24 protein-coding genes are annotated in these 22,505 nt (G+C 40.6%); 16 read left to right on the top strand and 8 right to left on the bottom strand.

Annotated elements, in window-relative coordinates; translation table 11 throughout:
- Positions 1-32 precede the first annotated feature (32 nt).
- From CWC14_RS16505 to CWC14_RS16490, 4 genes are all read right to left on the bottom strand, one after another.
- A complete protein-coding gene (locus CWC14_RS16505) occupies positions 33-554 on the bottom strand; it encodes a hypothetical protein (protein ID WP_138563957.1) in 522 nt (173 codons plus the stop codon).
- A 354-nt stretch (positions 555-908) separates the two neighbouring features.
- A complete protein-coding gene (locus CWC14_RS16500) occupies positions 909-1,841 on the bottom strand; it encodes a DHH family phosphoesterase (RefSeq protein WP_138563955.1) in 933 nt (310 codons plus the stop codon).
- Between the two features lie 133 nt (positions 1,842-1,974).
- Positions 1,975-3,423 carry a dihydrolipoyl dehydrogenase gene (locus CWC14_RS16495; protein ID WP_138563953.1) on the bottom strand — a complete coding sequence of 483 codons (1,449 nt, stop codon included), beginning with the start codon at positions 3,421-3,423 and terminating at the stop codon, positions 1,975-1,977.
- Positions 3,424-3,477: 54 nt separating this feature from the next.
- Positions 3,478-4,206 (bottom strand): glutathione peroxidase, encoded by a 729-nt coding sequence (locus CWC14_RS16490; RefSeq protein ID WP_008466566.1) that lies wholly within the window; start codon positions 4,204-4,206, stop codon positions 3,478-3,480.
- A gap of 113 nt (positions 4,207-4,319) precedes the next feature.
- Here CWC14_RS16490 and CWC14_RS16485 point away from each other — a divergent pair, with 113 nt between their 5' ends.
- On the top strand, positions 4,320-5,219 hold the full coding sequence (locus tag CWC14_RS16485) for a LysR substrate-binding domain-containing protein (RefSeq protein WP_138563951.1): 900 nt from the start codon (positions 4,320-4,322) through the stop codon (positions 5,217-5,219).
- On the opposite strand, the gene CWC14_RS16480 is transcribed toward CWC14_RS16485, so the two are convergent.
- Entirely contained in the window at positions 5,216-6,403 is a 1,188-nt protein-coding gene (locus CWC14_RS16480; protein ID WP_138563949.1) for a flagellar assembly protein T N-terminal domain-containing protein, read from the bottom strand. The two genes, CWC14_RS16485 and CWC14_RS16480, sit on opposite strands and share 4 nt — an antisense overlap.
- Before the next feature lie 139 nt (positions 6,404-6,542).
- Here CWC14_RS16480 and CWC14_RS16475 point away from each other — a divergent pair, with 139 nt between their 5' ends.
- The gene (locus CWC14_RS16475; protein ID WP_010387855.1) at positions 6,543-7,001 is read left to right on the top strand and encodes an LPP20 family lipoprotein; all 459 of its coding nucleotides are present in this window, start codon (positions 6,543-6,545) and stop codon (positions 6,999-7,001) included.
- Positions 7,002-7,087: 86 nt separating this feature from the next.
- On the opposite strand, the gene flgN is transcribed toward CWC14_RS16475, so the two are convergent.
- The 3 genes from flgN to flgA form a co-directional block, all read right to left on the bottom strand.
- A complete protein-coding gene (gene flgN, locus CWC14_RS16470) occupies positions 7,088-7,519 on the bottom strand; it encodes a flagellar export chaperone FlgN (protein WP_013465599.1) in 432 nt (143 codons plus the stop codon).
- The gene (flgM, locus tag CWC14_RS16465; RefSeq protein WP_138563947.1) at positions 7,512-7,844 is read right to left on the bottom strand and encodes a flagellar biosynthesis anti-sigma factor FlgM; all 333 of its coding nucleotides are present in this window, start codon (positions 7,842-7,844) and stop codon (positions 7,512-7,514) included. The genes flgN and flgM overlap by 8 nt, the downstream gene beginning before the upstream one ends.
- Positions 7,845-7,919: 75 nt before the next feature.
- Positions 7,920-8,627 carry a flagellar basal body P-ring formation chaperone FlgA gene (flgA, locus tag CWC14_RS16460; RefSeq protein WP_138563945.1) on the bottom strand — a complete coding sequence of 236 codons (708 nt, stop codon included), beginning with the start codon at positions 8,625-8,627 and terminating at the stop codon, positions 7,920-7,922.
- Positions 8,628-8,765: 138 nt separating this feature from the next.
- On the opposite strand from flgA, the gene CWC14_RS16455 reads away from it, so the two are divergent.
- The 14 genes from CWC14_RS16455 to CWC14_RS16390 form a co-directional block, all read left to right on the top strand.
- Positions 8,766-9,698, top strand: coding sequence for a chemotaxis protein CheV (locus tag CWC14_RS16455; protein ID WP_076920632.1), 933 nt, complete (start codon positions 8,766-8,768; stop codon positions 9,696-9,698).
- 20 nt (positions 9,699-9,718) lie between these two features.
- On the top strand, positions 9,719-10,549 hold the full coding sequence (locus CWC14_RS16450) for a CheR family methyltransferase (protein WP_138563943.1): 831 nt from the start codon (positions 9,719-9,721) through the stop codon (positions 10,547-10,549).
- A 129-nt stretch (positions 10,550-10,678) separates the two neighbouring features.
- Positions 10,679-11,089, top strand: coding sequence for a flagellar basal body rod protein FlgB (flgB, locus tag CWC14_RS16445; RefSeq protein WP_076920631.1), 411 nt, complete (start codon positions 10,679-10,681; stop codon positions 11,087-11,089).
- Positions 11,090-11,091: 2 nt separating this feature from the next.
- Positions 11,092-11,523 carry a flagellar basal body rod protein FlgC gene (gene flgC, locus CWC14_RS16440; protein WP_138563941.1) on the top strand — a complete coding sequence of 144 codons (432 nt, stop codon included), beginning with the start codon at positions 11,092-11,094 and terminating at the stop codon, positions 11,521-11,523.
- A gap of 13 nt (positions 11,524-11,536) precedes the next feature.
- A complete protein-coding gene (locus tag CWC14_RS16435) occupies positions 11,537-12,214 on the top strand; it encodes a flagellar hook assembly protein FlgD (RefSeq protein WP_138563939.1) in 678 nt (225 codons plus the stop codon).
- A gap of 58 nt (positions 12,215-12,272) precedes the next feature.
- A complete protein-coding gene (gene flgE / locus CWC14_RS16430; protein WP_138563937.1) occupies positions 12,273-13,658 on the top strand; it encodes a flagellar hook protein FlgE in 1,386 nt (461 codons plus the stop codon).
- 133 nt (positions 13,659-13,791) lie between these two features.
- A complete protein-coding gene (locus CWC14_RS16425; RefSeq protein ID WP_138563935.1) occupies positions 13,792-14,535 on the top strand; it encodes a flagellar basal body rod protein FlgF in 744 nt (247 codons plus the stop codon).
- Positions 14,536-14,556: 21 nt separating this feature from the next.
- On the top strand, positions 14,557-15,345 hold the full coding sequence (flgG, locus tag CWC14_RS16420; protein WP_010387879.1) for a flagellar basal-body rod protein FlgG: 789 nt from the start codon (positions 14,557-14,559) through the stop codon (positions 15,343-15,345).
- Between the two features lie 14 nt (positions 15,346-15,359).
- A complete protein-coding gene (flgH, locus tag CWC14_RS16415) occupies positions 15,360-16,043 on the top strand; it encodes a flagellar basal body L-ring protein FlgH (protein ID WP_054201734.1) in 684 nt (227 codons plus the stop codon).
- A gap of 12 nt (positions 16,044-16,055) precedes the next feature.
- Positions 16,056-17,150 (top strand): flagellar basal body P-ring protein FlgI, encoded by a 1,095-nt coding sequence (locus CWC14_RS16410; RefSeq protein ID WP_008113075.1) that lies wholly within the window; start codon positions 16,056-16,058, stop codon positions 17,148-17,150.
- A gap of 246 nt (positions 17,151-17,396) precedes the next feature.
- Complete coding sequence (flgJ, locus tag CWC14_RS16405) at positions 17,397-18,392, top strand: flagellar assembly peptidoglycan hydrolase FlgJ (protein WP_138563933.1); 996 nt, start codon at positions 17,397-17,399, stop codon at positions 18,390-18,392.
- A 1-nt stretch (position 18,393) separates the two neighbouring features.
- Entirely contained in the window at positions 18,394-20,406 is a 2,013-nt protein-coding gene (gene flgK, locus CWC14_RS16400) for a flagellar hook-associated protein FlgK (RefSeq protein ID WP_138563931.1), read from the top strand.
- A 2-nt stretch (positions 20,407-20,408) separates the two neighbouring features.
- The gene (gene flgL, locus CWC14_RS16395) at positions 20,409-21,668 is read left to right on the top strand and encodes a flagellar hook-associated protein FlgL (protein ID WP_138563929.1); all 1,260 of its coding nucleotides are present in this window, start codon (positions 20,409-20,411) and stop codon (positions 21,666-21,668) included.
- 275 nt (positions 21,669-21,943) lie between these two features.
- The coding region (locus CWC14_RS16390; protein ID WP_502705428.1) for a flagellin N-terminal helical domain-containing protein at positions 21,944-22,505 on the top strand (562 nt) is incomplete at its 3' end.

Raw genomic sequence — 22,505 nt, 5'->3', positions numbered from 1 at the left:
AGACCTCCGGCTACCCGATTAACTGGCGCTACTTATTTATTCAGCAGCTTTTGTTTCTCGACTTTGAACTCTTTTTCGTTGAGAGTCCCATTATCAAGAAGCTCTTTTAATAACTTTAATTGTTCATATTTATTACTTGTATTATCTACATTTACCTCCCCACTATTCATTACATGGAATGGCTCATCTTTTTGTTGGACGCAAGTAAATACGAGTTCATATCTTGGAAAATTGCCCAAAATATGAGGCCCTTGTGATGTCATCTCCGATACCACTACAACTCTTGGCTTTCCTCTTTTATTGCTACAGAAAAACCTTGCAGAATAATTAGCTTTAGCTCGCAACTCACTGAGCGGAGCTGTGCTATCACTTCCTTGTTCAAAAACCCGATACTGTTTTTGGTTAGGAAACGTATCGCTATTTACGAATGTAAACTTACCTGAATAATGTGCTCCATCGAAATACGATGGAACTTTTGTTGCATCAACAATACCAGAAGAACTTGCACATCCAGCTAAATATGTTGATAACGCAATAACTAAAATTTTCTTCATTACAACCTTAAATGATGAACTATTGGTAGCTAGTTGGCACCTTTGTCAGAGGACACTTCCACTATTTTAGTGCGAAAACACCCTTATCTTGTGAACTTATATTAATAGCAAATACCATAAGTTATAGCCAACTATAAATATTACTCTTCCTGCGGCTTATATAAACATATAAAAAAGAGGAAAGTTTTCTTCTTTCTTACTAAGTAAATGACAACTCACCTCAATGTCCGGTTATCGCTCAACGAAGCCCTCCATTAAATTTTTCATAATAAAAAAGCGAGCTATCAATTAGCCCGCTTTATAAAATACTTTGCCGAACCCCGAACCCCGAACCCCGAACCCCGAGGCTATAACTTAACCATCACTAGTAATTGTAGCAATTAGCTCGCTCAATACCTGCTCAGCTTTGTCAGTGTCTACTTGGCAAGTACCGGCATTTAAATGGCCGCCGCCACCGTATTTAAGGCATAACTCGCCAACATTAGTATTGGAGCTGCGGTTGGTGATTGATTTACCAATGGCGTACACCACATTTTGCTTTTTAAGCCCCCACATTTTATGAATTGAGATATTACACTCGGGGAACATGGCATAAATAACAAAGCGATTAGTGGCGAATATGGTCTCTTCTTCGGTTAAATTAAGTACCACTAAGTTGTCGTGTACTGATGAGCAGCGGTCTATTTGCTCTTTAGCCTGTGTGTTATGTTCATGGTATAAAGCAACGCGCTCGGCAACATCTTCCATTGCTAGTATTTGTTCTATGCTGTGATCTTTACAGGCGTCAATTAACTTCATCATTAACTGGTAATTAGAAATTTTGAATTCACGAAAACGGCCAAGTCCTGTGCGCGCATCCATAATAAAGTTCATCAGTACCCAGTCTGTTGGGTTTAAAATTTCGTCTTTTGAAAATTGTGCAGAATCCCCTTTATCGACCGCTTCCATCATGTCAGTTGAAATATTAGGGAATTTCTCTGCACCGCCATAATAGTCGTATACAACGCGTGCTGCAGAGGGCGCATCTGGGTCAATAATGTGGTTTTTAATATCGCTTTCGTTACGAACGGTTTCACTCAAGTGGTGATCAAATGCAATATGACAACCGGCAACATAGGGGAGGTTAGTGGTAATGTCGTTGCTGGTAATGGCTATTTTACCGTCTTGCATGTCTTTTGGATGCACAAATAAAATATCGTCGATTAAATCTAAATCTTTAAGTAATACGGCACACACTAGGCCGTCAAAATCGCTTCGAGTGACAAGTCTATATTTATTATTGCTCATTTTCGGTCCATTTTTGTTTGTTTATTAATCTGAGTGTAGCAGTTTAAACTCCATTTTATATACCAGTTTTTAACATAAAAAAAGCCAAAACAATGGTTTTGGCTTTGAGTAGCAAGTGTGTATTAATGATGTGTTATGCGCCTGGGCCACATTCCATACAATGGTTAATAATGTCTGGGCCAAATTTTAATTTAGCGTTTAAATCACGTAGTGCAGTGCGTAGGCCTTCTTCAATAACAGGGTGGTAAAATGGCATATCCAGCATTTCTGGTACGGTCATTTTGTTTTGCACAGCCCATGCTAATAAATGAGCAATGTGCTCTGCTTGAGGGCCAATAAATTCAGCACCTAAAAATAAGCCGGTGCCGTGCTCGGCATACACACGCATGTGGCCTTTGTTTTTTAGCATAACGCGGCTACGGCCTTGGTTTTCAAAGCTGACTTCGCCTATTTCAAAGCAGTCACAGCTGCCTAATCGTTGGCTAATTTCTTTAAAGCTTTCACCAACCATGGCTATTTGTGGGTCGCTAAACACGGCGGCAATTTTAGCTCTACGTAAACCCGCACGTACATGAGGGTAGCGGCCTGCGTTTTGCCCTGCGATTGTTCCTTGATCGGATGCTTCGTGAAGCAAAGGGATCATGTTACTAGCATCGCCAGCAATAAATATGTGGGAGTTGCCACATTGCATAGTGTGGGCATCAGCGAGTGGTACGCCACGTTCATCGAGGTCTATGCCGGTGTTTTCTAACCCTAGTTTATCGGTGTTAGGTACTCGCCCTGTTGCAGCCAGAACATAGTCAAACTGCTCGGTGTGTTTAACACCTTGTTTGTCGGTATAGGTTAGCTCTGCTTTATTACCTACTTGTTTCATATCTGAAACGTTTGAGTCGGTATCAACATAAAATTCTTCTGCGAATACGGTATTAGCGTAATCTTTAACTACTGGGTCGGTTAATGGACCTATGGCACCACCTACACCAAAGAGTTTTACCTTTACCCCTAATCTGTGCAATGCTTGGCCAATTTCAAGGCCTATAACGCCTGGGCCAAATACGGCTACTGATTCTGGTAAATCATCCCAGTCGAATACATCGTCATTAATAATCAGTCGGTCGCCAAAGTTATTAAATACGCCAGGGTAAGATGGGCGTGAACCTGTTGCTATTACAAAGCGTTTAGCAGTGATTATGGTGTGCTCATCTATTTGCACGCGGTTGGCGTCTAAAAACTGTGCATAGCCACGAATTTTATCTTCGCTAGGTATTTCATCTACGGCTTCTACTACGAATCCTGCAAAGCGATCGCGCTCACTTTTAACTCGTGCCATAACGGCTTTACCGTCAATAACCGGTTTTGAGCTGTGAACTCCAAAGGCAGGTGCCATTTCTATTGAGTGCGCGGCTTCTGCTGCAGCAATCAATAACTTACTTGGCATGCAACCAACACGTGCACAGGTTGTACCGTATGGGCCTGATTCAATCATAAGTACGTTTTGAGTAAATTGTTTTGCATTACGGTAGGCACTTAAACCAGCAGTACCTGCACCTATAACAACAACGTCGGTTTGCAATTCTTTCATAGTGTTTTTCCTTTAATAAACAGGGGCGTTGCAGCCCCTGTTTTATTTACTTAATTAAGCAAAGTATTTTTCTAAATCGTCTGAGCCGCCAATGTGCTTACCGCCAATAAATACTTGTGGTACGGTTTCACGGCCCGATACCGCTTTAAGGCTGGTAAGTGATGCGCCAGCACCCATTACGATTTCTTCAAAAGCAAAGCCTTTAGCTGTAAGTAGCTCTTTTGCTTTTTTACAGAAAGGGCAGCCAGGCTTAGTAAATAGAGTAACCGCCTCTGGTTTTACTTGAGTTGGGTTGATGTAATCAAGCATAGTGTCAGCGTCTGATACTTCAAACGGGTCGCCTGGTAAATCTGGTTCGATGAACATTTTCTCTACTACGCCATCTTTAACCAGCATAGAGTATCTCCAGCTGCGCTTACCAAAACCTAAATCGTTTTTATCAACTAGCATACCCATGCCGTCAGTAAATTCGCCGTTACCATCTGGTAGTAAGGTAATATTTTGCGCTTCTTGATGTTCAGCCCATGCGTTCATTACAAAGGTGTCGTTTACTGATACACAAACAATGTCGTCAACGCCATTTTGCTTAAGTACGCCAGCTAGTTCGTTATAGCGTGGTAAGTGCGTTGATGAACACGTAGGTGTAAATGCACCTGGTAGTGAAAATACAACAACCGTTTTACCTTTAAAAATGTCATCAGTAGTTACTGATTTCCATTCGTCGTTTTGACGCGTTGCAAATGTAACGTTAGGGATTGTTTGACCTTCAATATTGTTTAACATGTTTTTAGTTCCTCTTGATTTGTTGATAGCCATTATGGCGAATAATTAAATATAGTTCCAATCGTTTGTTTGTATTAAACTGATAGGTATAAGCTATCAGGTTGAGTGTGAATATGAACTTAAAAGATTTAGAGTATGTCAAAGCCGTTGCGCATTTTAAACATTTTCGTAAAGCAGCCGACGCTTGCTTTGTAAGCCAGCCCACCTTGAGTGGGCAAATTAAAAAGCTAGAACAAGAATTAGGGGTTATCTTATTTGACCGTTCAACTAAGCACGTTACCTTAACAACCCAAGGTGAACGTTTGTTGACACAAATCACTCTTATATTAGAACAAACTCAAATATTAAAAGAACTGGCAGCAACATCTAATGAACCACTGCAGGGTAAGCTTACCATTGGTATTATTCCAACGATTGCGCCTTATTTATTACCTACGCTACTAACATCAATGAAAGCAGCGTTTATAAATAGCCAGTTTTCGTTTACTGAAATGCAAACAACCACTATTTTAGCTGCGCTAGAAAGTGGTGAAGTCGACTTTGCAATTTTAGCGGATGTACCTGAACTTAAAAGTTACCATACCATTGATTTATATAAAGAAGACTTTTTAGTTGCCGTATCAAGCGATAACGCATTGTGTAAGCATAAAAAAGTGGCACTGCAAGACCTGCAAGGTTGCAACCTACTAATGTTAAGTGATGGCCATTGCTTTAAAGATCAAGCCCAGCAGTTTTGTTTTTCGGCAGGAGTCGATGTTTCCAGCCAGTATCAAGGAAATAGCCTTGAGACTTTATTAGCGCTGGTGGCGATGGATGATGGAATTACATTTGTGCCAAAACTTGCAGCAATACCACGAGTGGGTATTCATTATTTGCCTATTTTTCCTAATCAACAACGTAATATTGTGTTTGCATGCAGAAAGCATTACCCGCACTTATCTGGGGTTGAGCAGTTAGCAGATTGGTTAAGCGCTCACGATAATTTAAAAGTTAAGCTAACCCAAGCACTTTAGGGCGTTGCAACTTCCACAATATCGTTAATTTGTACGCCCGGTAAAGGCTGCTCATTAATACTGACGGCAATGGCGCTATGCTGATATAGCTGCTCTACACGAATACGGTTCAAAGTGGTTATAGTATGCGGCATGGTGTTGCCTTGTGCGTCGGTTAAATAATTATGATGGGCAATACTCAGTTGTTGGCCTTTTTCTAAGCCATGAGCCTTACCTAAATTAATCACTAATTTATTGTTTTCCATATGCATTATTTTACCTTGAGTAGGTAGACAGGCCATGGCAGCTTGTAGGTCGTAACTTAAGGTTTGGTTTATATCACTAATGCTTTGGCCAAAAGGTGATTGCCAAAACCGATTACTATTTACATCAATAATGGCTGTTTTTTCAAATGGCCAAATTGCTTGGCTTTGATAGCTATTTTGCCATAAAGGCTCATAAGTGGTGCCATTAAATAAGCTAAACTCTATTTGGTAGTGGCGCTGATAGCTTTCATCTTGCCAAAACGCATAGTCGCTATTGAGTTTATCGCTGGTAGATAAACTGGTTATTTGACTTAACAGCACATATTGCGCGTTGCTGCGTGATGAAATTTCTTCTAACTGACTGTTTGAATAGTCATGCTGTTGATTAAAGTAGGTATCAACCTTTATAGCTTTGTTGAAATAGGCAACGGGTATTGCACTCATTTTTGATTTTTGCAACGAGGTATAAATGTTTTTACTGACTGCTTTGTTAATGTCAAATATTTGACCCATTCTCGCTTGTTCACGATTTGTTAATTGGCTTTGCGTGACAGCTATAAACTTATTAAAGTTACTTTGTGGACATTGCTCTGTTTGCGCAAAGATATCTAAGCGTAAGGTAATTGCAAACTCATCACTACTGCGGTTTTCACTGACAAGCTCTATTTTTTGAATTTCGCCTTGGCTACTTATTTTTAGCTGATCTTGGGTTAAAACACCATCAACAAGTGTTTGCACCGAGCTCACCCGCGCACCAGAGAATACAAGGGCTTGGGTAATCGCATCTTTTATTGCAGCGGCCTTTGCACCGGGAATGTCGCTATTTTGAATAACCGCATGGCCTGTAGATTCATACCACTGAGCGTGGGTAAAAGGTGAAAACGTTAATACAGCAGTGGTGCTTAATCCTGCCAATACTGCTTTTAAAAACGACTTCATACTCTTACTCCAATTAAACGTTAGCGTTAATGAGTCTCAGCAAGTAATGTACCACTATTATTTGTTGTTACAGAATATAGGTATCACTGGCATTAAACGTGCATAACTGAGTTTAATTAGTTTTTAAAGGCCCTGTATGATGCGAGTAATGCCATTAATGATCACATTAGGCTGCTTAACGTTAAGCGGTTGTAGCAATATATTTGATAAGCACGTTGAATATAAATATGTTGAGCCAAATAATTACCCTGTATTAAAAGCAATAGGGTACGCGCCCATTAGTTTGCAGTCGGGAAGTAATGACACTCAAAAACAGCTTATGGCAATTAAAGCCTCCAAGCTAGAAGCATACCGCGAACTAACGGAACAAGTGTACGGGCAAAAAATTACCGCAGGCACAACCGTCGCAGGCTCTGTTGCCCAAGATGATTATTTACAGAGTAAAGTGCAAGGTATTATAAAAGGCGCGCAAATTATAAAAACTTATGCTGTTAATGATATGTATATTACTGAGCTTGAGCTTAATATGAAGCGCGTACACGACTTGTACATCGGTGAGATAAAACCACGGGAAGTGAAAAAAGTCACTTATTACTAAGCGACAAGTTATTACTAAGCGACAAATTATTACTCATAAAAAACGCCTAAACGAATATTCGTTTAGGCGTTTTTTATGAGTATTCTTTAGGCTTTTAGGTTACGCACAATGCTGTTGTCAGTATTAACTACGCTACCGGCTTGATCGTAGGTCATAGACGAAGGTGCGCCAATTAAAATACCCTTTAATTGTTTTACACTTAACTGCGCTTGATGAGCTGCGTGAGCGTTAACTTCATTTTGTTTTTGACACTGCTCAAGCTTTTCTCGAGTTAGCTTTATTAAGTCAGCGTTTTCATCTGTTTGCTGATCATTACTGGCAATCAGTTTGCTGAGTTCTTTATCAAGGGTACTTATACTGGTTAAAAAAGACATTTTTTGTTGGGCAATTTCTTTTAAACCTTCACCTCTTCGAGATGCAATCGCAGTAAGCTCCTGAGTGAGTAACTCGCTCAGTTTTGTTAAGCAAGTAATTTGCTCATTTAGTTTAATTGTAATTAAACTATTGTGATCAGCCATAAACGTTAAACTCAAAGTCTGCTAAGTTTTTGGCAAGCTTCTCACTGTCGATTTGATAATTACCTTCAGTAATCGCTTTTTTAAGCTCAGCAACTTTGTTGCTATCAAAACCAGAAGACTGCTGCGCTTTCTCTTGTAACGATTTTAATTGCTTAGCTTGCGGTGTTAAGCTCACCGAATCGCTGGCAGCTTTAGGTGAAGGCGTTTGTGCCGCCTGTGTATTTGCATTATCTCTTTTTAAATCAACTTTTTGCTGTTGAGTGTTTTGTTGAGTGTTTGTTAAAACACTCGGTTGTTGATTTGATTTATTTACTTGACCGACCATAATAAAAATCCGTATATTGCCCAACTGATGCCTTTGTATCGGCATTTATTAAAGATACTTTAGCATAAATTTATATTAAATATTTACTTGCACAGACTCTACACCATCTACACGCGCATTTAAAACTTTACCTGTCTTTTTGTTTTCTACTCTTACTTGCTCGCCCAAGGTGCCATCCTCTAATGCAATACCCGTCGTTTTTACTCTTAACCCTTTGATATTAGCATAAATTGTAACAGAATCACCTTTGCACACCATACATATTTGATTAAGTAAAACGGGCATTCCTTCACGGATGTTACGTTTGCTACGACTACCAATAAGAGCCGTTGGATCTTCAAGGTACTGCGCTCTGATAAAGTGTGCAGGGCGCATATCAATACTTAAATGGGATGGAGTAATCACTTCACCTCGTGCTAAATTGGTAGTTGCAACTACAACAGGTGCTGATTCAGTGATTCTGACATGAACGTACTGTGCCCAGTTGTCACTATCGTTACATTTTATTTGAATAGTGACTTGGCGATTAAAGGGAGGCTCACTTGGCGTTATTAGCTCAGGCTCAGAATTACATTGGCGATCGGGAATGCGGCTATCTAGCGGTAATGCGCTAAACTGTATTTTGTTATCATTTGTAGTCACTGCTTTTTGAGCAACATAAGATACAGCCATTTCTTGCAATAACTCTTTACTAAATACTTGTGCCTTTAGTGGCAAAGCGAAGCAGAGGCTAGCAAGAAAATAAAAAACACTGTATCTTCTGGTTTTTTTGAATAAACTCATAATGTTTCGACTATGCTTATGGTTGCAAACAGGGTATAAATATTTTGCGTCAGAATTTAGACGCCCCCGTTGTGTTATGACGCTTTATTAATTGAAAGCAATTATCGTTCCTTATATTTGTTTTCTTAGGAGATTTAAATGGCCGGCATTTTAGACTCAGTAAACCAACGTACACAGTTGGTTGGGCAAAACCGCTTGGAATTATTGTTATTTAAGCTTAATGGGCGTCAGCGCTTTGGTATTAATGTGTTCAAGGTAAGAGAAGTTCTTCAATGCCCTCCATTGACTAGCATGCCGAAATCTAACACTTATATCCGTGGCGTAGCACATATTCGTGGGCAAACTATTTCGGTGATTGATTTATCTATGGCCGTAGGCGGGCGCCCAATAAAAAGCATCGAAGATGGCTTTATAATAATTGCTGAGTATAACCGTACAGTGCAAGGATTCTTAGTAGGTGGTGTTGAGCGTATAGTTAACATGAACTGGGAAAAAATAATGCCACCGCCGTCAGGAGCGGGTCGTTATTCTTATTTAACAGCCGTCACTGAAATTGAAAATGAGCTCGTTGAGATACTCGACGTAGAAAAAATCTTAAACGAAATCTGCCCAGTTAATACTACCGTGAGCGATGATGTTGCCTCGCAAGGTAATATACAAAAAGATTTAGGCGAGAGAATAGTATTTATTGCTGATGATTCGGCTGTTGCGCGAAATCAAGTAAAACGAGCATTGGAACCATTAGGTGTAACAATTGAGTTGGCTAAAAATGGTAAAGAAGCTTTAATAAGATTAAAAGAAATTGCAGAGCTCGATTGCGTAAATGATATTACAGAGCGAGTAGGGCTACTCATTTCTGATGTAGAAATGCCAGAAATGGATGGTTACACGCTGACTGCAGAAATCAAAGCTAATCCTAAACTTGCGCCACTACATGTGATTTTACACACATCATTGAGTGGTGTTTTCAATCAAGCGATGATTGAAAAAGTAGGAGCAGATGATTTTATTGCAAAATTTAACCCAGACGAGCTTGCAACAGCCGTTAATAAATGGGTTCATCGTGATTAATAAACATAGGTGTTATTGATTTGACTAATAAAGATTTGCAGCAAAACGAATACGATCAATTTCGCTTATTTTTAGAACAACAGTGCGGTATTGTTTTAGGTGAAAATAAGCAGTATTTGGTAAAGAGCCGTTTGGCACCATTAATGTCTCGATTTAATGTTGAATCGTTGTCTGAATTGGTAAGTAAAACTCTCGGTGTGCATGAGCGCCAGTTGCGCGCAGCCGTTGTTGATGCCATGACAACCAATGAGACATTGTGGTTTAGAGATCAGTATCCGTTTGAGTTACTTAAAACCAGATTATTCCTTGAGTTTAAAACGTTAAATAGGCCATTAAAAATATGGTCTGCGGCGAGCTCATCAGGACAAGAACCCTACTCAATAGCGATGTCGGTTGCTGAGTTTCAATCCAGCAGCCCTGGTGTTTTAAAAATGGGTGCACAAATAATTGGTACAGATATATCAAATACCATGCTTGATATGTGTAAACATGCTGAATATGATGCATTGGCATTGGCTCGCGGACTCTCTGCTGAACGTCGTAAAAAGTTTTTTAAAGACAGCGGCAATGGTATGGCAAAAGTGGTTGATTCATTGAAAAAGCAAGTGAGCTTTAGGCATTTAAATTTGCTCGATTCGTACGCTTTAATGGGTAAGTTCGATATTATATTTTGCCGTAATGTTTTAATTTACTTTTCACCTGAGGTGAAAGCCAAAATAATTGCACAATTCTCTCAAGCACTTAACCCTAAGGGGTATTTATTTTTAGGTGCGTCGGAGTCTATGTCTGGTTTAAGTACTGACTTTGATATGGTGCGTTGTAACCCTGGTATTATTTATCAAAAGAAATGACCTTCATTAATATATTATCCCTCCTCTAAACGACGCCTATTGCGTCGTTTTTTGTTTTTATCATCACTATTTTCACTGCTGGCTCATTTATTGCTTTATCGGTACTGAGTCAATTTTTTGGAGGTAGTTATGGCTATCAGTTTTGATAAAGCATTAGGCGTGCATCCGCATGCGATGTTGATCCGTTCGCAAAGAGCAGAAATGCTCGCTACTAATATCGCAAATGCTGATACGCCCGGCTATAAAGCAAAAGATATCGACTTTGCCTCAGCATTAAAAACGGCAAAGTCCAACCAACTAAGCGGCAATACCATGGTAAGAACCAATGAAAAACACATTGCCGGTGGTACCCGTAGTGTAGCTAGTAATGAACTATTTCGTACGCCAAATCAAACAGATACAGGTGATGGCAACTCTGTTGATATACAAGTGGAACGGAACTTGTATACACAGAATGCTATGGAGTATCAGGCCAGTGTCCAGTTTCTTAATGGTAAATTTAAAGGCCTGAAAAAAGCCCTCGGTAGTCAAGGAGCCTAATTATGAGTTTATATAATGTGTTTGATATTGCTGGTTCTGGTATGAGCGCGCAAAACGTGCGATTAAATACCACGGCAAGTAATATCTCTAATGCCAATACAATTAGCTCTTCACAAAATGAGACGTACCGAGCGCGACAACCTGTATTTGCTGCGGAGCTAACAAAAGCGTCAGCGTCAGCAAGCAACCCACAGGGCTCTGTCGTTGGTGTAAAAGTGTTAGGAGTGGTTGAAAGTAATAAACCACTACAAATCGAATATAACCCAAATCACCCGAGTGCGGATGAAAATGGATATATTTACAAACCCAACGTGAATGTTGTTGAGGAGATGGCAAATATGATTTCTGCTTCTCGCTCTTATCAGACAAATGTTCAAGTTGCTGATGCAGCTAAGCAAATGTTAAGTAAAACACTGCTGTTAGGTCAGCGGTAACTGAGGGTAGCTCATGAGTAACGATATTAGTACTTCTTCATCCTACATGGACTCTTTACGTTGGCAAGATAAGCAAGTGCCAAAAAAAGAAGAGAGTGATGCGTTAACCCAAGAAGATTTCTTTTCGTTGTTAACACAGCAGTTGTCATATCAAGATCCCAGCAAACCAGCTGATAACGATCAGATGATTGCACAAATGACAAACTTTACTATGGCTGAAGGGATCTCAAATTTAAACTCTAACTTTGAGTCTTTAGCTGCGTCGATGACATCAAATTCAGCATTGCAAGCATCAACACTGGTAGGCAAACAAGCTTTGTTGGAGTCGGATACACTGGAGCTTAATGAGTCGGGTGAGGTAAAGGGAGCGATTGTTGCTGAAAAGCCGGTAGACAATTTAACGCTTCGTATTGAAGATGCATCAGGGCAATTAGTTAAAACTATTGATTTAGGCACGCAGCCTGCAGGTGCGGTTCGCTTTGCATGGGATGGTAAAAACGAAGCGGGTGAACGACTTCCTCCTGGTGAATACAATATCAAAGCAGAGGGTAGCACAAATGGGGAATTTTCAAGCCTCCCATTAGCTACATTCAAAAATATTGAGAGTGTTAATATTAATGGCTCAAGCGGCATTATTATTAATACCAAAGAAGGTGCGGTTAGGCTGACTGATGTCGCAGAAATCGCGTAATAGATTTTATGTATTTTTTAGCCAATAGGCTAAATATTTTTTAGGTTAGAGGTTAATTATGAGCTTCAATATTGCATTAACAGGCCTTGCTGCCGCACAAAAAGATTTAGATGTTACCGCCAATAATATTGCCAACGTAAATACCACGGGCTTTAAAGAGTCTCGCGCTGAATTTGCTGATGTATACGCATCATCAGTATTTAGCGCCGGTAAAACGAAAAATGGTGATGGTGTACAAACCACTATGGTTGCCCAGCAGTTTCACCAAGGCTCGTTGCAGTTTACTAATAACTCACTTGATTTAGCGATTACGGGTGAGGGTTATTTTGCCATGAGTCAAGATTTAGGCGCTCAAGATTTTACTTACACACGCTCCGGGGCATTTAAATTAAACAAAGACAATTTTGTTGTTGATGCAAAGGGTAATTTTTTACAAGGGTTCCCCGTTGACGAAGCAACAGGTGATACAACATCCGTAAGCTTAAGTACCTCTTCAGCACTACAAATACCAGACTCGTCCGGGTCTCCACGTGCTACCTCTAGTGTGTACAGTTCATTTAATTTAGACTCCCGTGCAGATGCGCCAACGCTTCCTTTTAATCCTACTGAAAGCGCAACATACAATTCATCAACATCAACAACTGTTTATGATTCTTTGGGTGAACCTCACGTGCTTCAGTTTTTCTTTGTGAAGAACGATCCATCAGTCCCTGGTGATGAAAACCAATGGGATGTACATGCTACGCTTGATGGCAAATCTTTTGGTAGTGATGGCGTTGAACAGGATGGAACAGCAGCTCTTCCGTTTGAGCCTATTAGTACGTTTAAATTTGATTCGAGCGGTTTACCCTCGACCACAACTGTAAATGGCACAACAACACCTAATGTAGGTAACACATTTAATCCGTTATCTATTGTAGCCGGTGGAGGAGGGACACCAGGGTTATCTGATATGTTAACAAATGGAGCTAGTTTTCCTGCTAACATAGATATAAATTGGCGAGATCAGGCTGGAACCGCCAATAAAGTACCAACACAATATGCAAGTCGCTTTGAAGTAAAAACACTAGAACAAGATGGTGCGACAGTAGGACGTTTAGCGGGTATTGATATTGGCACCGACGGCAAAGTAGTGGCGTCTTATAGTAACGGCGATTCAACATTTTTGGGACAAGTTGCCATGGTACGCTTTTCAAACTCGCAAGGTCTACAGCAAGTAGGTGACACTTCATGGAAAAAAAGTTTGACCTCGGGGGAACCAATTGCGGGTGAGCCAGGTTCAGGCACACTAGGTAGCATTAATTCGTCAGCTCTTGAGCAGTCTAACGTAAACTTAACCAATGAGCTGGTTGATTTGATTAGTGCGCAGCGTAACTTCCAAGCAAACTCTCGTGCGCTTGAGGTTAACTCAACTATTCAACAGAACATCCTTCAGATCAGATAATCATATTTTGATTTATTTAGGCTGCTACGTGCAGCCTTTTTTATTCCTCTCTTAAAATCTTATTCATGCTTTAATTTAATTTGGCACTTATATTGCATTTACCCATATATAGATTTCTTAATGAGTCGATGTTATGGATAAAATGGTCTACATAGCCGCATCTGGCGCTAAACAAAGCATGCAAGGGCTTGCTCTTAAAGCCAATAATTTGGCAAATGCGAATACCACTGGGTTTAAATCTGATTTTGCGCAAGCACGATCAATGCAGGCTTTCGGTGAAGGTTTGCGGACTCGTGTTTTTGCTATGCAGGAGCGCCCAGGATCAAACATGGCATCGGGCGGTGTTGTTGAAACAGGTCGCAGCCTTGATATTGCTATGAGTGATAACGCATGGCTGAGTGTTCAGGATGCCTCTGGTAATGAAGCCTATACAAAAGTGGGTTCGTTAAATATAACTGCTGAAGGTATGTTGACTACTAGCGACGGTCGTCAAGTTATTGGCGAAGGTGGGCCAGTCATATTACCTGTACCGATTGAAAAAATTGAATTTAGCAAAGATGGCACTATTCAAGTTCGCCCTCAAGGTGCACCGGCTAACTTTTTAGAAGAAGTTGATCGCCTAAAAGTAGTTGATGCAAACAACGCTACACTCGAGAAGGGTAACGATGGCTTATTTAGAGCTAAACCAGGCCAAATAGTTGAAACATCAGCCAATGTACAAGTATTAGCTGGCACATTAGAAAAATCGAATGTAAATCCTGTGCATGAAATGGTCGATATGATCAGTCACCAACGCCAATTTGAATTACAAGTAAAACTGATGAAAACAGCTGAAGAGATTGACGAACGTCAAGAACAGCTGATGCGCATCGTTTAACTATAACGTGAGGATATTATTATGAATCCAGCATTATGGATAAGTAAAACAGGGCTTGACGCTCAACAAACTGATATATCGGTTATATCAAATAACTTAGCGAATGCCAGTACAGTGGGTTACAAAAAAAGCCGCGCTATTTTTGAAGACTTACTCTACCAAAATATTAATCAACCAGGCGGTCGCTCATCGCAAGACACCGAAATGCCGTCAGGCTTAATGTTGGGCGCGGGTACGAAAGTGGTCGCTAATCAAAAAAACTTTTCGCAAGGTAATATGCTCACCACTGAAAATTCATTAGATTGGATGATTTCAGGTCCTGGCTTTTTTGAAGTATTGCAACCAGATGGCAATATTGCTTATTCGCGTAACGGCCAGTTTACTACCGACGGCGACGGGCGTGTTGTAACCTCGGGCGCTGGTTATGTTGTTCAGCCTGAAATGAATGTACCTGACGATGCACAGTCGATCACCGTATCTCAAGATGGTGAAGTGTCAGTTCGCGTTAAAGGTCAGGCCGAAAACGTGGTTATTGGTCAAATTACTATTAGTGATTTTATTAATCCGTCGGGCCTTGAGCCTATAGGGCAAAACTTATATACCGAAACCGCGGTAAGCGGTGCGCCTGTTCAAGGTAACCCGGGTGTTGAAGGTTTAGGCACGATTATTCAAGGGTCACTTGAAACATCAAATGTAAATGTGACCGAAGAATTAGTTAATTTGATTGAAACGCAGCGCGTTTATGAGATGAACTCAAAAGTGATCTCAGCCGTTGATGAAATGATGAGTTATATCAATCAACAGTTATAGTTTTGGGGGGTTGTATGCGTAATGTTATGTTATTTACAGTAGGGACTTTACTATTAAGTGGTTGTGTAGCTACACAAAATAATGAAGTAGTACAAGACGATCCCTATTATGCACCTATGTATCCAGAGCCTAATATGGAGCCAGTAGTAGCAACCGGCTCTTTGTTCAGTACACAATTATCGAATGACCTATATGCCGATAAAAAAGCACTGCGAACAGGCGATATCATTACTGTTAAATTACAAGAGTCGACCCAAGCCACAAAAGCGGCTAAAACAGAAACAGATAAAGAAACCGATGCCAGCCTCGACCCTGTTATTGGCTTAGGTGGTTTACCGGTAAATATTGGTGGCGATAGCATTCAATTTGGTATTGGCAGTGACTCCTCATTTAAAGGTGACTCAAAATCGAATCAATCAAACAGCTTAGTTGGCGATATTTCGGTTAACGTGATGCGAGTACTACCAAATGGTAATTTAGTGATTCGCGGTGAAAAATGGCTAACGTTAAACACCGGTGAAGAATTTATTCGCCTAGAAGGGTTAGTGCGCCCGCAAGATGTTAATGCCGATAATACTGTTGAGTCTAATCGAATTGCGAATGCACGTATTCAGTATTCAGGTAAGGGTCAAACTCAAGAAGCACAAAGCCCGGGTTGGTTAACGCGTTTCTTTAGTAGCTCATTGTTTCCCTTTTAGAGGACATTCGACATGAATGGTTTTAAAGTTTTTTGTTTTATGGTGCTACTAGGCTGGCAATTTACTGCCAGTGCTGAGCGAATTAAAGATGTATCTATGGTCGAAGGGGTGCGCTCAAACCAATTAGTGGGCTATGGCTTAGTTGTTGGTTTACCAGGTACTGGTGAGCAAAGCCGTTTTACCGAGCAAAGCTTTAAAGGCATGCTCAATAGTTTTGGTATTACGTTACCAGCTAGTTTAAAGCCAAAAATTAAAAATGTTGCAGCAGTCGCGGTTCATGCAGAACTCCCTCCATTTAGAAAGCCAGGGCAAACTATAGATATTACTGTGTCATCGATTGGCAGTGCTGGCAGCCTGCGCGGTGGCACATTATTACAAACATTTTTAAAAGGGGTTGATGGTAATGTATACGCTATTGCACAAGGGAGCTTAATTGTTGGTGGCTTAGGTGCTGAAGGCCTAGATGGCAGCCGAGTCGTTATTAATACGCCAACCGTAGGGCGTGTGCCAAATGGTGCAACCGTTGAACGTGCCGTTAAAAGCCCATTTATGCAAAACGATTATATTACCTTTAATTTAAACCGCCCTGATTTTACTACTGCTAAACGTTTAGAGAAAACCATTAATGATTTAATTGGTCCAAATAGCGCTCAAGCACTCGATGCCGCCTCTATTCGCGTTATTGCCCCACGTGATGCCTCGCAGCGCGTATCGTACTTATCAACTCTTGAAAACTTAGAGTTTAAGCCTGCGGATACTTCGGCAAAAATAATTGTTAACTCACGTACCGGCACCATTGTTATAGGTAAAAATGTAAAATTACAACCTGCGGCAATTACCCACGGTGGTTTAACAGTAACGATTGCGGAACAACAAAATGTAGCGCAGCCAAATCCTTTAGCAGAGGGGGAAACAGTGGTTACCCAACAAAGTATTATTGATGTTAATCAAGATGATTCACGTGCTTTTGTATTTGACCCAGGTGTAAGCCTTGATGATTTAGTTCGTGCTATTAATGAAGTTGGCGCTGCCCCTGGCGATTTAATGGCGATTCTTGAAGCACTTAAAGAAGCCGGTGCAATTAACGGTCAGCTTGTTGTAATTTAGTTTTATAATACTCTATTTAGGGTCTTTAACAGTTAACCTAAAAAAGACGCGGCATAAAGCCGCTGCTACCACAGCAATAAACACTGAATTTAACCCTACACAATAAGTAGTAGCGAGTTTACCTCGCGTCTCTCACTAGTTTAATCTCTGCCTAGAACCTAGAACCTAGAACCTAGAACCTTTCACTTCTTTTGGCTCAATTATTGCATTTAACTAGGTATTATTAATTATTGTGTCAAAAAGCTGATGGAAACAAATCATCTAGATAAGCAAAACTTTTTTGATTTAGGCAACTTAGACTCTTTGCGTCGAGATGCTTTAAACAGCGGTGATGCATCAACCGATGCATCTAAAGCGGCGTTAAAAAAAGCGGCGGCACAATTTGAAGCTATCTTCACCCAAATGCTACTGAAAAGTATGCGTAAAGCCAATGAGGCTTTTGAAGACAAAGAAAGCCCATTTAATGCAAGTGGCGTGAAGTTTTTTGAAGAAATGCACGATCAACAGCTAGCTACAGAGCTTTCATCAAATGGCTCATTAGGGCTTGCTGATTTAATTGTGCAGCAACTATCGCCAGATGGAAAAAACTTTATGCCAGGCTCTGTTCTTCGTACAACGTCAGGTTTCTTTAGTGACCAACGTGCGGGTAGCACCTTACCTCATCAAGAAAACCAAAAGGTCACTGAAAAAGTGCCGCTCGTTGATTCAACTGAAAAAAGCGAACAAAACATAGCGTCTGGCACATTTGAAAATGCTGAGGAATTTGTAAGCACAGTGTGGGAACACGCAAAAACAGCGGCTAAAAAAATTGGTTTAAATCCGGCGATTATGGTCGCTCAAGCGGCATTAGAAACCGGCTGGGGTAAGCATATTATTAATAAGGGCGATGGCAATAGCTCCAATAACTTATTTAATATTAAAGCTGATAATCGTTGGAATGGTGAAAAAGCCAGTAAGGTCACTTTAGAGTTTGAGCAAGGCGCTGCAGTTAAAAAGCAGGCAAATTTTAGAGCGTATGACTCAATTAAAGAGAGCGTAAATGACTTTGTGGACTTTTTAACACAAAACCCTCGCTATCAAGATGCATTAAACAATACAGCAAAGCCGCATAAATTTTTAGACTCTCTACAGCAAGCAGGTTATGCAACCGACCCTAACTATGCAGACAAAATAAAAAGAGTGCTTAACAGTAACGAGTTAAAGAATATCGCCACAAGCGTGATCCGCCAAGGAGTAGAGTAACATGTCGTTTAATTTATTAAATATTGCTAATTCAGGAATAAGAGCAAACTCTGAGTTATTGCAAACGACAAGTAAAAATATTGCCAACGTGAATACAGATGGTTATGTGCGTGAACGCACAGAGCATTCTACCATGATCGACAATCAGGTAGGGCGGGGAAATACATATCGACTACTGAATGAATTTGCTCAAAAACAACTAAACCGAGATACATCAAACAAAACATTTTTTGATCAATTTGTGGTTGAGTCAAACCGTGTTGACACCTTATTTTCTGAGGAGTCTAATAGCTTATCAACCAGCATTAACTCATTGTTTAATAATGTACAAGAGTCCCTTAATCAGCCCTCATCAACAGTTGCACGCTCTTTAGTTATGACCGACGCTGAAAACTTAATAAACCAAATGGATAGATTGTCAGGGATTGTATTGGATCAAAAAAATGTGGTTAATCAACAGCTCGATATTTTTACAGATGAAGCAAATGGATTGATTCAAAAAATTGGCACACTAAATCAAGACATAGCTGCTGTAAATGGCACCAATAATGCCGCCGACGCCAGTTCAACATTTAACGAGCGTGATAAAGCGATTCGTGACTTATCAAAGCTAATAGACATAGAAACACTTGATGGCCCCAACGGCGAAAAGCTCATATTTATGGGCACAGGCGAAGCGGTGGTAATGCAAAATGGTTCGTTTAATTTATTTTCAACAACCGGCGATCCAGATCCTAACTTTAAAGAACTCAAGCTTGATGTAAACGGCGGCAAAGCCGTGCCGCTTGAAGTTGATGCCAGTAAATTAAAAGGCAAAATAGGTGGTTTACTTGCCTTCAGAGACGATATTTTAGTACCTGCGCAAAATCAAATAGGCCAAATGGGTTTAGCGTTAGCTGATGCATTTAATCAGCAAAATCACTTGGGAATGGATGCTAACGGTAAATTGGGTGGCGATATATTCAATATACCTACGGCAAAAGGCTTTGCCTATCAAGCTAATACCGGTGGTGCAGGGGTTAGTGCAACAGTAGAGCCCGGCAAAGGCAGTAATTTACCTGCCAGTGATTTTATTGTGACTTATACCGCAAACCCAAACGAAGTGAGTATTCAGCCAGTAGATAATAAAGGTGAGCCATTAGGCGCTGCTACAACAGCAACATTTGTCGGCGGCGAAATTAACTCGGCAAATAACCCTGGTGTTGATTTATTTGGCTTGCAGTTAACTATGGCTGGTGTAGGAAATGAAGGCGATAAATTTCAAATTAAGCTCAATTCAGAAGCAGCAGCTAATATTACCCTCGCCACTGGGCGCGGTGAAGACCTAGCGTTAGCATCGCCAATACGCACCGCCGATGACATAAATAACACCGGTAGCGGCGCTATTTCTGCTGGCAGTGTGAGTAGTGTTACCGCTGGTGGCTTTACAACTACCACTCCTCCTGCACTCGCTAATGGAGATATAACCATTGTTAAAGCCGCGGGTACAAATGATTACTTAATTAGCGATGGAAACGGCGCCAATGTGCCAATTACTATTGCACCACCAGGTAAAAATGTTTTGGCTGGCCTTGGTGCTCCTTATGACGGTTATGGTTTTGACTTTGATATTGAAGGCTCGCCAGCCACAGGCGATAGCTTTACGTTAGAGTTTAACAAAGGCGGCTTTGACGATAACCGCAATGGCTTAAAATTAGCTGAGTTACAAAACGGTGACTTAGTGCGCCAAAATGTTGTTTCAAGCTCAGATGCCGATAACCATAAAACCTTTAACCAAGCGTATGCCGGATTAGTAACCGACATTGGTGTGGTAACCAGTCAAGCAAAAACCAATGGTGCTGCATTTGATGCTTTAGCACAGCAGTCAGAGGCATGGTACGAGTCATTATCTGGCGTAAACTTAGATGAAGAGGCGGCTAATTTGCTGCGTTTTCAGCAATCTTATGCTGCATCAGCTCAAGTATTGTCTGCAGCACGTTCTATTTTTGACACTTTACTGAGTGCGGCGAGGTAATTATGCGTTTATCAAATAACTTAATGTATCAAAATAGCATTAATAAAATACTACAAAATCAAAATGGCGTAGCAAACGCACAAGAGCGAGTAAATACCGGGCAAAAGTATTTATCTACCTCAGAAGCGCCTGCCGATATATCGCAAGCTATGCTGTATACCAATAAAATACAAAGTAATGAGCAATATACAAAAAACATTAACCAGCTCAATGGCCGACTCAAAACCGAAGAAAGCGTACTGCAAGGTATTAACGAAAGTATTCAAGCAGCTAAAGATATTGCCTTAAAAGCAGGTAATGGCGCATACAGTAAAGACGACTTAAAGTCGTTAGCGTCGGAGCTAACCGAAATACAAAAAACGTTAGCTAATTTAATGAACACCCGTTCAGAAGACGGTAAATACATATTTTCAGGCTACCAAGACAGCACGCAACCGTATCAGTTTGATGCCGCTAGCGGCAAGTACAATTACCAAGGCGATCAAGGCCAGCATAAAATTACTATTGCCGAAGGTGTGTCGATTAAATCTAGCGACAACGGCTACGACACCTTTGAAAAAACCAATGCACGCCTCGATTTAGCATCTAACACAGGCGATGCATCAAGTACGCTTACGGGTTCTGTTTATGTAGATAAACAAGGTGTTTTCGATCAGTTTCATAAAGAGCAATATAACCCTGATCCAGACCCTTTAGTGTCAGCCACAGCAAATACTTTTAATGTAGTGGTTACTGCTGGTGCTAACCCTGGCGATCCGGATCAGTATGAAATTTTACGTGATGGAGTAGCGCAAATACCACCAGTTAGCGGTAATGTAACCGACGAGCCAATAGAGTTTGCCGGAATGAAAATTCAGCTAACCGGCGCAGCACCTGGGCAGCAGCTCGATTTTAGCCTAGAAAAACCCCACAAAGAAAACGTACTTAATACGCTACAAGGTTTAATTACAGGTTTAAATAATGGCACACTTGCGGGGGATGATTTTCAGCAAGTACTAAACGATGGCGTGGTGCAATTACAAAATGCCAGCGAGCAAGTTGTGTTTACGCAAGCAAGTTTAGGTGGGCGTATGAACGCGCTTGAAAGAGTAAGCGATTCAAATTTAGCGCTCGATATTCAAAATAAAAGTAATCGCTCTAACTTAGTTGAAGTTGATATGGCAGAAGCTATTAGCGAACTAACCAAACAAGAAACGGCACTGCAAGCATCGCAAGCTACGTTTGGCCGTTTAACAAACCTTTCTTTATTTGATTACTTATAAACAGATTATAAGCAGAAATACCTTGCCGCTTTAGTGAATACAAAGCGGCAAAAACCTCCCTCAAAATAGCGGCAATAAATTGTCGTCACTCCAGCTAACCAGATAACTTATTATTAACGTTTAATATTCAAATAGAAAATACTTTAAAAACATGTGTTTATATTTATTTAAAAGTTGGCACAGTAAATGCTTTTCTAATAATTAGAAATTATCGAATAGTGGTTCCTGTTAAATCGTGTTGAACCACACTCTGTTTAAACCTAGGAGATGGTAAAATGGCATTAACAGTAAATACTAATGTGTCGTCAATAAACGCACAACGTAACCTAACAAGATCTGGCGAAGGCTTAGCAACGTCAATGGAGCGTTTAGCCTCTGGCATGCGTATTAATAGCGCTAAAGATGATGCCGCCGGCCTTCAAATTTCTAACCGTTTAACATCACAAATAAATGGCTTAGCTGTCGCGCAACGTAACGCCAACGATGGTATTTCAATGGCGCAAACTGCCGAAGGTGCGATGCAAGAATCGACTAATATACTACAGCGTATGCGAGAGCTTGCCTTACAGTCTGCCAATGGTTCAAATTCAGCTGAAGATCGTGATGCATTGCAAAAAGAAGTGTCTGCCCTACAAGAAGAATTAACACGAATCTCCGACACCACATCGTTCGGTGGTCAGCAATTATTAGACGGCTCTTACGGCACTCGAAATTTTCAGGTTGGCGCGAATGCCAATGAAACTATCTCTATAAGTTTAAGTAGCACAGCAGCAGATAAAATTGGTTCATTAGAAGCAACTACTAACATCACTGCTACAGCTGGAAGCGTTTCATTTG

The organism is Pseudoalteromonas sp. S3260 (assembly GCF_005886925.1).
GTDB lineage: Bacteria > Pseudomonadota > Gammaproteobacteria > Enterobacterales > Alteromonadaceae > Pseudoalteromonas > Pseudoalteromonas tetraodonis.
This window is presented reverse-complemented; position numbering and strand designations above follow the sequence as displayed.

Excerpts from the sequence above, each read along its gene's own strand:
- CWC14_RS16505 (WP_138563957.1), bottom strand. The coding sequence starts at position 554 with ATGAAGAAAATTTTAGTTATTGCGTTATCAACATATTTAGCTGGATGT.
- CWC14_RS16500 (WP_138563955.1), bottom strand. The coding sequence starts at position 1,841 with ATGAGCAATAATAAATATAGACTTGTCACTCGAAGCGATTTTGACGGC.
- CWC14_RS16495 (WP_138563953.1), bottom strand. The coding sequence starts at position 3,423 with ATGAAAGAATTGCAAACCGACGTTGTTGTTATAGGTGCAGGTACTGCT.
- CWC14_RS16490 (WP_008466566.1), bottom strand. The coding sequence starts at position 4,206 with ATGTTAAACAATATTGAAGGTCAAACAATCCCTAACGTTACATTTGCA.
- CWC14_RS16485 (WP_138563951.1), top strand. The coding sequence starts at position 4,320 with ATGAACTTAAAAGATTTAGAGTATGTCAAAGCCGTTGCGCATTTTAAA.
- CWC14_RS16480 (WP_138563949.1), bottom strand. The coding sequence starts at position 6,403 with ATGAAGTCGTTTTTAAAAGCAGTATTGGCAGGATTAAGCACCACTGCT.
- CWC14_RS16475 (WP_010387855.1), top strand. The coding sequence starts at position 6,543 with ATGCGAGTAATGCCATTAATGATCACATTAGGCTGCTTAACGTTAAGC.
- flgN (WP_013465599.1), bottom strand. The coding sequence starts at position 7,519 with ATGGCTGATCACAATAGTTTAATTACAATTAAACTAAATGAGCAAATT.
- flgM (WP_138563947.1), bottom strand. The coding sequence starts at position 7,844 with ATGGTCGGTCAAGTAAATAAATCAAATCAACAACCGAGTGTTTTAACA.
- flgA (WP_138563945.1), bottom strand. The coding sequence starts at position 8,627 with ATGAGTTTATTCAAAAAAACCAGAAGATACAGTGTTTTTTATTTTCTT.
- CWC14_RS16455 (WP_076920632.1), top strand. The coding sequence starts at position 8,766 with ATGGCCGGCATTTTAGACTCAGTAAACCAACGTACACAGTTGGTTGGG.
- flgB (WP_076920631.1), top strand. The coding sequence starts at position 10,679 with ATGGCTATCAGTTTTGATAAAGCATTAGGCGTGCATCCGCATGCGATG.
- flgC (WP_138563941.1), top strand. The coding sequence starts at position 11,092 with ATGAGTTTATATAATGTGTTTGATATTGCTGGTTCTGGTATGAGCGCG.
- CWC14_RS16435 (WP_138563939.1), top strand. The coding sequence starts at position 11,537 with ATGAGTAACGATATTAGTACTTCTTCATCCTACATGGACTCTTTACGT.
- flgE (WP_138563937.1), top strand. The coding sequence starts at position 12,273 with ATGAGCTTCAATATTGCATTAACAGGCCTTGCTGCCGCACAAAAAGAT.
- CWC14_RS16425 (WP_138563935.1), top strand. The coding sequence starts at position 13,792 with ATGGATAAAATGGTCTACATAGCCGCATCTGGCGCTAAACAAAGCATG.
- flgG (WP_010387879.1), top strand. The coding sequence starts at position 14,557 with ATGAATCCAGCATTATGGATAAGTAAAACAGGGCTTGACGCTCAACAA.
- flgH (WP_054201734.1), top strand. The coding sequence starts at position 15,360 with ATGCGTAATGTTATGTTATTTACAGTAGGGACTTTACTATTAAGTGGT.
- CWC14_RS16410 (WP_008113075.1), top strand. The coding sequence starts at position 16,056 with ATGAATGGTTTTAAAGTTTTTTGTTTTATGGTGCTACTAGGCTGGCAA.
- flgJ (WP_138563933.1), top strand. The coding sequence starts at position 17,397 with ATGGAAACAAATCATCTAGATAAGCAAAACTTTTTTGATTTAGGCAAC.
- flgK (WP_138563931.1), top strand. The coding sequence starts at position 18,394 with ATGTCGTTTAATTTATTAAATATTGCTAATTCAGGAATAAGAGCAAAC.
- flgL (WP_138563929.1), top strand. The coding sequence starts at position 20,409 with ATGCGTTTATCAAATAACTTAATGTATCAAAATAGCATTAATAAAATA.